Source organism: Trueperella sp. (assembly GCF_043424875.1).
In the GTDB taxonomy this organism is placed as follows: domain Bacteria; phylum Actinomycetota; class Actinomycetes; order Actinomycetales; family Actinomycetaceae; genus Trueperella.
The window spans coordinates 1-7314 of record NZ_JBHWPL010000019.1; the positions used below are offsets into that span (position 1 = coordinate 1).

General features: G+C 63.0%; 9 protein-coding genes. 2 read left to right on the forward strand and 7 right to left on the reverse strand.

All coding sequences use genetic code 11. From position 1 onward, the window contains the following. Positions 1-72: 72 nt before the first annotated feature. From dtd to ACHFFR_RS01440, 7 genes are all read right to left on the reverse strand, one after another. A complete protein-coding gene (gene dtd, locus ACHFFR_RS01410; protein WP_394262482.1) occupies positions 73-522 on the reverse strand; it encodes a D-aminoacyl-tRNA deacylase in 450 nt (149 codons plus the stop codon). Continuing rightward, positions 522-836 (reverse strand): DUF2516 family protein, encoded by a 315-nt coding sequence (locus ACHFFR_RS01415; protein WP_394262490.1) that lies wholly within the window; start codon positions 834-836, stop codon positions 522-524. Before ACHFFR_RS01415 ends, dtd begins: the two co-directional genes overlap by 1 nt. 19 nt (positions 837-855) lie before the next feature. Continuing rightward, on the reverse strand, positions 856-2013 hold the full coding sequence (locus ACHFFR_RS01420) for a YgfZ/GcvT domain-containing protein (RefSeq protein WP_394262483.1): 1158 nt from the start codon (positions 2011-2013) through the stop codon (positions 856-858). Continuing rightward, positions 2013-2246 (reverse strand): hypothetical protein, encoded by a 234-nt coding sequence (locus tag ACHFFR_RS01425; RefSeq protein ID WP_394262484.1) that lies wholly within the window; start codon positions 2244-2246, stop codon positions 2013-2015. The genes ACHFFR_RS01420 and ACHFFR_RS01425 overlap by 1 nt, the downstream gene beginning before the upstream one ends. A 66-nt stretch (positions 2247-2312) precedes the next feature. After that, entirely contained in the window at positions 2313-2933 is a 621-nt protein-coding gene (locus ACHFFR_RS01430) for an FABP family protein (RefSeq protein ID WP_394262485.1), read from the reverse strand. A gap of 9 nt (positions 2934-2942) precedes the next feature. Further along, positions 2943-3779 carry a hypothetical protein gene (locus ACHFFR_RS01435; RefSeq protein ID WP_394262486.1) on the reverse strand — a complete coding sequence of 279 codons (837 nt, stop codon included), beginning with the start codon at positions 3777-3779 and terminating at the stop codon, positions 2943-2945. Positions 3780-4082: 303 nt separating this feature from the next. Beyond that, entirely contained in the window at positions 4083-5591 is a 1509-nt protein-coding gene (locus ACHFFR_RS01440) for an alanine/glycine:cation symporter family protein (protein WP_394262487.1), read from the reverse strand. Between the two features lie 358 nt (positions 5592-5949). Between ACHFFR_RS01440 and ACHFFR_RS01445 the strand changes: the two genes are divergently transcribed. Further along, positions 5950-6579, forward strand: a complete 630-nt coding sequence (locus ACHFFR_RS01445; protein ID WP_394262488.1) for a DUF47 domain-containing protein — start codon at positions 5950-5952, stop codon at positions 6577-6579. 4 nt (positions 6580-6583) lie between these two features. Continuing rightward, positions 6584-7314, forward strand: a 731-nt coding sequence (locus tag ACHFFR_RS01450) for an anion permease (protein WP_394262489.1), incomplete at its 3' end; no start/stop codon positions are given.

Sequence of the window (7314 nt, forward strand, 5' to 3'; positions counted from 1 at the left end):
GGCTGGTCAGGGCTGGCGTGCCGGCGCCGGGCGGCCGGCTGGTCCGGCCGGCGGCAGCCGACCCAGAAAGAGCTAGACCTCGACGAGGATGGTGAACGGCCCGTCGTTCACGAGCTCCACGTCCATCATGGCCCCGAACTCGCCGGTCTCCACGGGCAGGCCATACCCGCGCACGGCCTCCACGAGCTGGTCGAACACGGGCTGAGCCACATCGCCCCCGGCCGCCTTGGACCAGCTGGGCTTGCGCCCCTTACGCACATCCGCGTACAGCGTGAACTGCGAAACGAGCAACACGGCCGCGCCGGACTCTTCGGCGGAAACCCGCGCGCCGACGTCGTCGGAACCGTCCGGGCCGCGCAGGAGCTTGAGCTGGGCAATCTTGCGGGCGGTCTTGTCGATCTCAGCGGGCCCGTCCTCATGAGTCACGCCCACGAGCACACACAGCCCCGCCCCGATCTGGCCAACAACGCGCCCGTCCACGGACACGCTCGCGCGCTTCACGCGCTGAATGACGCTCCGCACTACCAACCACCTCGCGACGATCCGCGCCGCGGCCCACGATCCGTCCAGCGCGGACCCATCCGCTGCCGCTCCGGACCGAGGTAAAACACCGCCGCAATCAGGAATCCGAGGCTCACCCAGCCGGCAAGCGGGAACCAAAACCGCATCACCCGCACGGCGAAGTAGAGCAGGCCGCCGCCACCCAAGATCCCGAGCCAGAAATTCCTCGACTGACCGGCGAGCTCAAACTGGCGCGCCGGCCGCGCGAGCGCGTCCACGAACCCCCACACGAACAGGCCGGTCAGCACGAGCGGCAACACCGTATAGATCAGCATCGACAGCAACGAACTCGCCCTACCGTCCGCCGAGGCCGCCGCGGGAGCTGCCAAAGCCGCCCGCGCCGCCGTCGCTGCTTCCGGGCCCACCGGCGCGGTTGCCGCGGCGCAGCCCCTGACCGGGGCGTTCCGACGGCGACGCCGAAGACTTCCCCTCGCGCGCCACGATCGGCTCCTGCACGGCCTCGAAGGCGCCGACGTGCAGCTGGGCGTCGTCGGCGGTGTTGCGGCGCAGCAGCGCGAGCGCCACCGGCCCCTCCTCGGAGTCGCGCGCCACCGAGGTCAGCTTCCCCACGACGCGCTCACCGAGCATGACGTCCGACCCCGGCTCGGGCAGATCACCCTCCGGCCCTTCCAAATACAAGTACGTCAGGCGCCGCGGCGGCTTGCCTAGATTCACGAGCTTGGCCACCGTCTCCTGCCCGCGGTAGCAGCCCTTGTCCAAATGGACGGCCGTACGCAGCCAGTCGAGCTCGTGAGGCAGCACCTGCTCAGCCGCCTCCGCATTCGGGCGCGGGCGCCAATCCGCGATCCGCTTCGCCTCCCACGCCGTGATCCCCGCCGGCACCATGCCCGCCGCGATCAGCGTCTCCACAATCGGTTCATCCTTCGCGACGACGATCAAGGTTCGGCTCGAGTTCTTCGCCGGGTGTTCCTCGTCGCTCACGCCGTAATGCGCTCCGCCGGGCAGCGTGCGCGGCCAGGGATCTTCCCAAACGACGCTCGCGTGCGCGAGGGCCTGCTCCGACAGCTCGGCCGCGGGCACCATCACGCCGACGACGTCGAGGTCCGGCGTCTCAATCTCCACCCGCATGCGGAAGACCATCGAGTCGAGAAAATCGACAAACGGCTGGGATTGGCCGTGGTCGAGGATGAACCAGGTGCGCTCGCCGTCGTCGATCACTGCGGCCGCGAACTCGACGTGACCGTTCGGGTCAAGCAGCATCATCTCCGAGGACTCCCCCACCGGCAGCGACGTGAAGTCGCGCGTGGTCAGGTTGTGAAGCCACGTGGCGCGGTCGGCGCCCGAGACCGTGACGACCTCAAGGAATGACAGATCGGTAAATGCCTTGCCCGCCGCGAGCTGGTTACCCTCGGCGAAGGGATTGGAGTAATGGTCGGGAACGTCGAGGTTCTCGTCCATGACTGCGCCCGGCAGCGAACGTGCGATTTTCACTAGTCGGCCTTCTCCTGGTTGGCGTGCTTGTCCGTGTTCCCGTAGATTCCCACGCCCCAGTGTGAGGGGCTGTGGTCGTTGTCTTCTTCGGATTCGATGGCCTGCTCGGCGGTTCCTTCCGCCTGATCAGCGGCCTGCTCGCCGGCTTCCTTGGCGGATTCCTTCGTGGACTCGGAGTCGCTGGTGTCCTTGCCACCATAGAACTCGGTGCCCCAATGCTTCTTGTCACTCATCATGTCTCCTCGGTGTTGGTTGGCTGGCGGTTATTCGCCGTCTGGCTGTGATTCGTTGCCTGGCCGTTATTCGCCGGCTGGCTGGCTGTGATTCGTTTCGGGGTCGACGTCGGCATCGAACTGACGCGACAGTCGCCCGGCTAGGTAGCTGCGCATCTCGAAGCCGAAGGCCTCCATGTCGTAGGCGTAGAAGAAGTCGGAGGCGACGTTGCCGCCCACGAACTTGGCGGCCTGGAGATCCGCAGCGGCGCCAGAGCGGACGATCGTATCGGAAATCATCTGCATGCGCGGGCCGGAAATGAGGCCGACCCACAGCTGGGCCGTCCCCGTGGGCGAGGCAACCGTAGCCTCCAACTCCGCCGCGCCATCCTCGCGCGCCGGCGCCTCGGGGTTGACGCGGATATAGCCGGTCTCCGTCTGCCACAGCCGCTCCTTCGTGAGCGTATCGTACGTGGCCTGCCCGGACGCCTCCTTATCCACAGCGCTCGCCGGTTCGTGTGCCAGCCATATTCGCGAGACGAAGCGTACGTACGGGCCGGCGTCGACGGCGTCGATCGTCAATTCGTGGACGTACGCGGCGGCCTCAATGTTGTCGTACTCAAGGACTCCCCCGCCGTGCCACGTGTCAATGAGCCACGCGAGCGGATAGTTTTCGGGAGCGAGATTCTCGGGAAGTCGGATAGCCATACCACTAGGTTAGAGGAGAATGACGGTGAGGATGTATCCAATCACGCCGAGCGAACAGTGCGGAACCAGCGATTTCGTGACGCCTTGGACCCACGAGAGCGGGCGCTCGAAGGCGTCCAGGCTGCGGCGGACAACCGCGTAAAACAGGCCAACGATTACCCCGATGAGCAGGCCCACCCAGAAGGGGCCGCCCAGGAGGTAGGCCGCCACGCCGCCCACGATCACCGCGTTGAGCGTGCCGAGCCAGTTCGCTTTATCCGTGTCGAAGCCGTGGAAAAGCGCGGTGACGGCGATCGTGATGGCGATTGTGAGCCCGACGACGACGCCCGGGTCTGCGCCCGTATTGCTCGAGCGTTCCCATGCGCCACCCACGTGCACCCAGAACGACGCCGTAATCATCAGCATCGCACCGGCGGCCGAGGCGGAAATGTGTTCGATGAGGTGGATGCGGCCGTCGCGGCGGAGCATCTCGCCCACGAAGCTGAGGAAAATCGCGCCGACGGCCACGAACATTGTGGTGGTCAGCGTGCCGAAATAGGCGGCCGGGAGCGCGGCGGCAAGCGTGAGGAGCATGACGACGCGCGAGACGCCGCGGTTGGTTAGGCCAAGGAAGACGGGCCAGCCAGGGATGATCGCGAGGCAGAGCGCGAGAACCGTCAGGGCCGAGTTGAACGCGCCGAAGCTGACGCCGAGCGCAAGAAGTGCGGAAAAGAAGGCTCCGATGGAAGACCAGACGAGAGGCGGGCGCATGCCCACCGACGGGCTCGCAGGGTTTTCGCGGTCAAAAAGCAGGTGCACCAGTGAATGGTCGCGGTTAGGTTCTGGACCCTGCGTGGACGGAGTCATAGCCAACAGTGTAACTCCCCAAACTCCGGTATTAGGACTTTACCAATCTTTTCGCGGGTTGTGGCGGTTTTAACGCCGTTTTGACAGACGTGCACAGGCGGTGATCACACTAGGAAAGCGTGCGAAAAACAAGGGGTGACATCCAGAATCTTGTGGGTTAGGCTGGAGCCAAGACACCGGATCGCGAAAGCCCCGGGCTCCAAATATATGCCGCTACGAGCGGCCTTCGCGCCGACAGGCGCTCTCGGGTTCGGTGTCCTAAACGTCAAGGGCCGCACCCACGGGTGCGGCCCTTCCTCGTCGCTACTGCGCCTCAGCGACCTGCGCGGACGCCGCGGCATCGGACCAGGCGTCACCGCCGACGTCGCCGGGAAGCCCTGCCTGCTCGGGCACAAAGACGGGCGTCAGGTACCGGCCCTCGGACCCGTCGCTGCCAACGACGCTCACGTAGCCGCGCTCCTTGATGGTGGCGAGCTGGCGCTCGTAGTCCTTGAGCGCGGCGATCACCCAGCCGGAGAGCGAAAGTACGCCGAACAGGTTGAGGATCGTCACTACGAACATCGCCAGATCCATGAGCACCCAGACGAAGGTCAGCGCGAGCACGGCGCCCACGAAGGAGAAGATCACCTGCGAGGCGCGCGCCATCATGTGCACACCCTTGCCGGCCTTGAGGAACACGAGGTTCGCCTCGCCGTACGCGTATGCGCCGAGGATCGAGGAGAAGCCGAGGAAGAAGATCATGATCGCCACGGGCCAGGCCATCCAAGAACCGAGCGTGTCCGTGATCGCTTGGGTGGTGAGGTAGCCGGAGGCATCAGGCGTGGTAGTCAGGTCGAGGACGCCCGATGTGAGGATGATGAATCCCGTGGCAGACGAAACGAGCATCGTGTCGACGAATACGCCAAACGACTGGATCAGTCCCTGCTGGACCGGATGTGCGACCGTCGCAGTTGCGGCGGCGTTGGGGTTTGTGCCCATGCCAGCCTCGTTCGAGAACAGGCCGCGGCGCATGCCGTTGATGAGTGCGGCAACCACTCCTCCGGCCGTTCCAGCGACCGTCTGGCGCAGCCCGACGGCGGAGAGAAAAACGTCGGAGAAGAATGTGGGCAGTGCCTGGACGTTCACGACGATGACGGCGAGCGCGGTAACGAGGTATACGAGGGCCATCGCGGGGGCAATGATTTCCGTTGCCCGGGCAACGCCGCGGACGCCACCGAAAACGACGACGGCGGTCAGGCCAGCCACGATGAGTCCGGTAACCCACGGCTCAACTCCTTGGGAATTGGCGAGCACGCCGGCGATCGTGTTCGACTGAACCATCGGCATCGCTACAGTCATGGAGAACACCATCGAGACCGCGAATGCGGTCGCGAGCGGGCGCGACTTCAGGCCGCGCAAGATATAGGTGGCGGGACCGCCGCGAAACGTGCCATCCGGGTGGCGCCTCTTAAATAGCTGCGCGAGTGTTGCTTCGGCGAATGCAGTGGACATGCCTAATAGCGCAACCATCCACATCCAAAACAGGGCGCCCGGTCCGCCGAGAATAATCGCGAGAGCCACGCCCGTGATATTTCCAATGCCGATGCGCGTGGCCATGCCGATGGCGAAAGCTTGAAAAGACGAGATGCCTCCGTGCGCGCCCTGGCGCGAATTCAGCACATATCGCGCCATGTGCACGAAGTGGCGGAACTGAAGGCCCTTCGATCGAAGCGTCAAGTAGATACCCGTTCCTGTGAGCACCGCCAACATGATCCACGTGTACAGCCAGTCGCTCATTCCTGCCAACGTGCCGGTGAGTGGTCCTGTGATCAAGTCAAGCCATTGCTGAATCTGTTCCATAAGAAGGTCCTTTCACGTCGAGTTCGCACGGAATCGGGAACGCTGACCATTTGCCAGATCCATATTCGCGCGGGCGACGACTAGCATCCACACATGTGCATGTCAGTTAGTATTCGCGCGATAGTGTGCCATAAGGCCCGAAAAAGTGACGTATGTGCCACCACCTGGAATTTGCCCCACGGCAGTTGGGCTGACCAACCTGATAGGGGCTTTGCGCCAGTGTTCACCCTGCCGTAATCTAGGCCTAAGAGTCGGATTACGCCTCGTTCACTCAGCGCGGTGCCGGTTCCATTCCATTACACACTTAAGTTCAGGCGGAGGCACGAGCCCCATGGTTAGTTTGCTGGGCCGTTTCAGCGGCACGCACGAAGTACAAGAGCTTCTCAACGAACAAGCATCACATCTTGTTCGATCAGCAAAAGCCCTAGCGGAGATGGTCAGCGCGGATTCCAAGACCCGCGAGGAACTCAACATTAAGCTTCACGAGATTGAAAACGAGGCCGATACAGCGTCCCACAAGGTCCTCCACGAAGTCGGCACTCGATTCGTACTTCCCTATGACCGTGGCGATCTCATCCACCTCACCGGCAAGATCGACGACTGTGTGGACTCAATCGACGAGGCTGGAGACAACCTGGTGCTCTACCGCATCGGCGAAGTTCCGGAGAAGATCCACGAGATGACGGACATTATCGTCCAGTGTGCTGAGCACTCCGTCGTCGCTATAAAGAAGCTAAAAAAGATTGAACCATCGATCCGCACCGAGTGGCTCGAGATCAACAATCTCGAAAACCGTGCCGACGGACTCTACCGCGAACTCATTCAAGATCTGTTCGAAGGGGACTCCACCCCGAAGGAGCTCCTATCGCGCAAGATTGCCCTCGATCGATTCGAAAAGGCGGTTGACAGGTTCGAGGAGCTCGCCGCCGCGATTGAGCTTCTCACGCTAAAGGAGTCCTGATTTCATGGACCCGATCCTGACGATGGTCATTATCACCGTCGTGATCGCCCTCGTCTTCGACTACACGAATGGGTTTCACGACGCAGCCAACGCCATCGCAACCTCGGTGGCAACCCGCGCGCTGACTCCGCGCATCGCTCTTCTCATGGCTGCGGTCATGAACTTCATTGGAGCCCTGCTCGGCACGGGCGTGGCAGAGACGATCGGCTCCGGCATTGTTGAGATCTCATCTAGTGATGGGATGAACGGCCTCATCGTTGTGCTTGCTGGCTTGCTCGGCGCCGTGGCTTGGAACCTCATCACCTGGTGGTTTGGTCTCCCATCGTCGTCATCGCATGCCCTTATCGGAGGTCTCGCAGGCGCCGGCGTTGCTGCCGCATTCACAATTCATTGGAACGTGATTGGCTCGAAGGTCATTCTGCCAATGTTCATTTCGCCGATCGTGGGCTTCTCGCTGTCCTACGGGCTCATGAAACTCCTCCTGCGGATGTTCAAGAATGCGCCATACAAGCGGACAATGAAGCGTTTCCGCATCGCCCAGACGATTTCTGCTGCCGCGATGGCTCTCGGCCATGGCCTGCAGGACGCCCAGAAGACGATGGGCGTGATCGTCATCGCGCTCGTTGCAGGTGGCTATCACCAGGGCACGTCGATCCCACTGTGGGTGAAGCTCGCTGCCGCTGCTGCCATTTCGATGGGTACCTACGCGGGCGGTTGGCGCATCATGAAGACCCT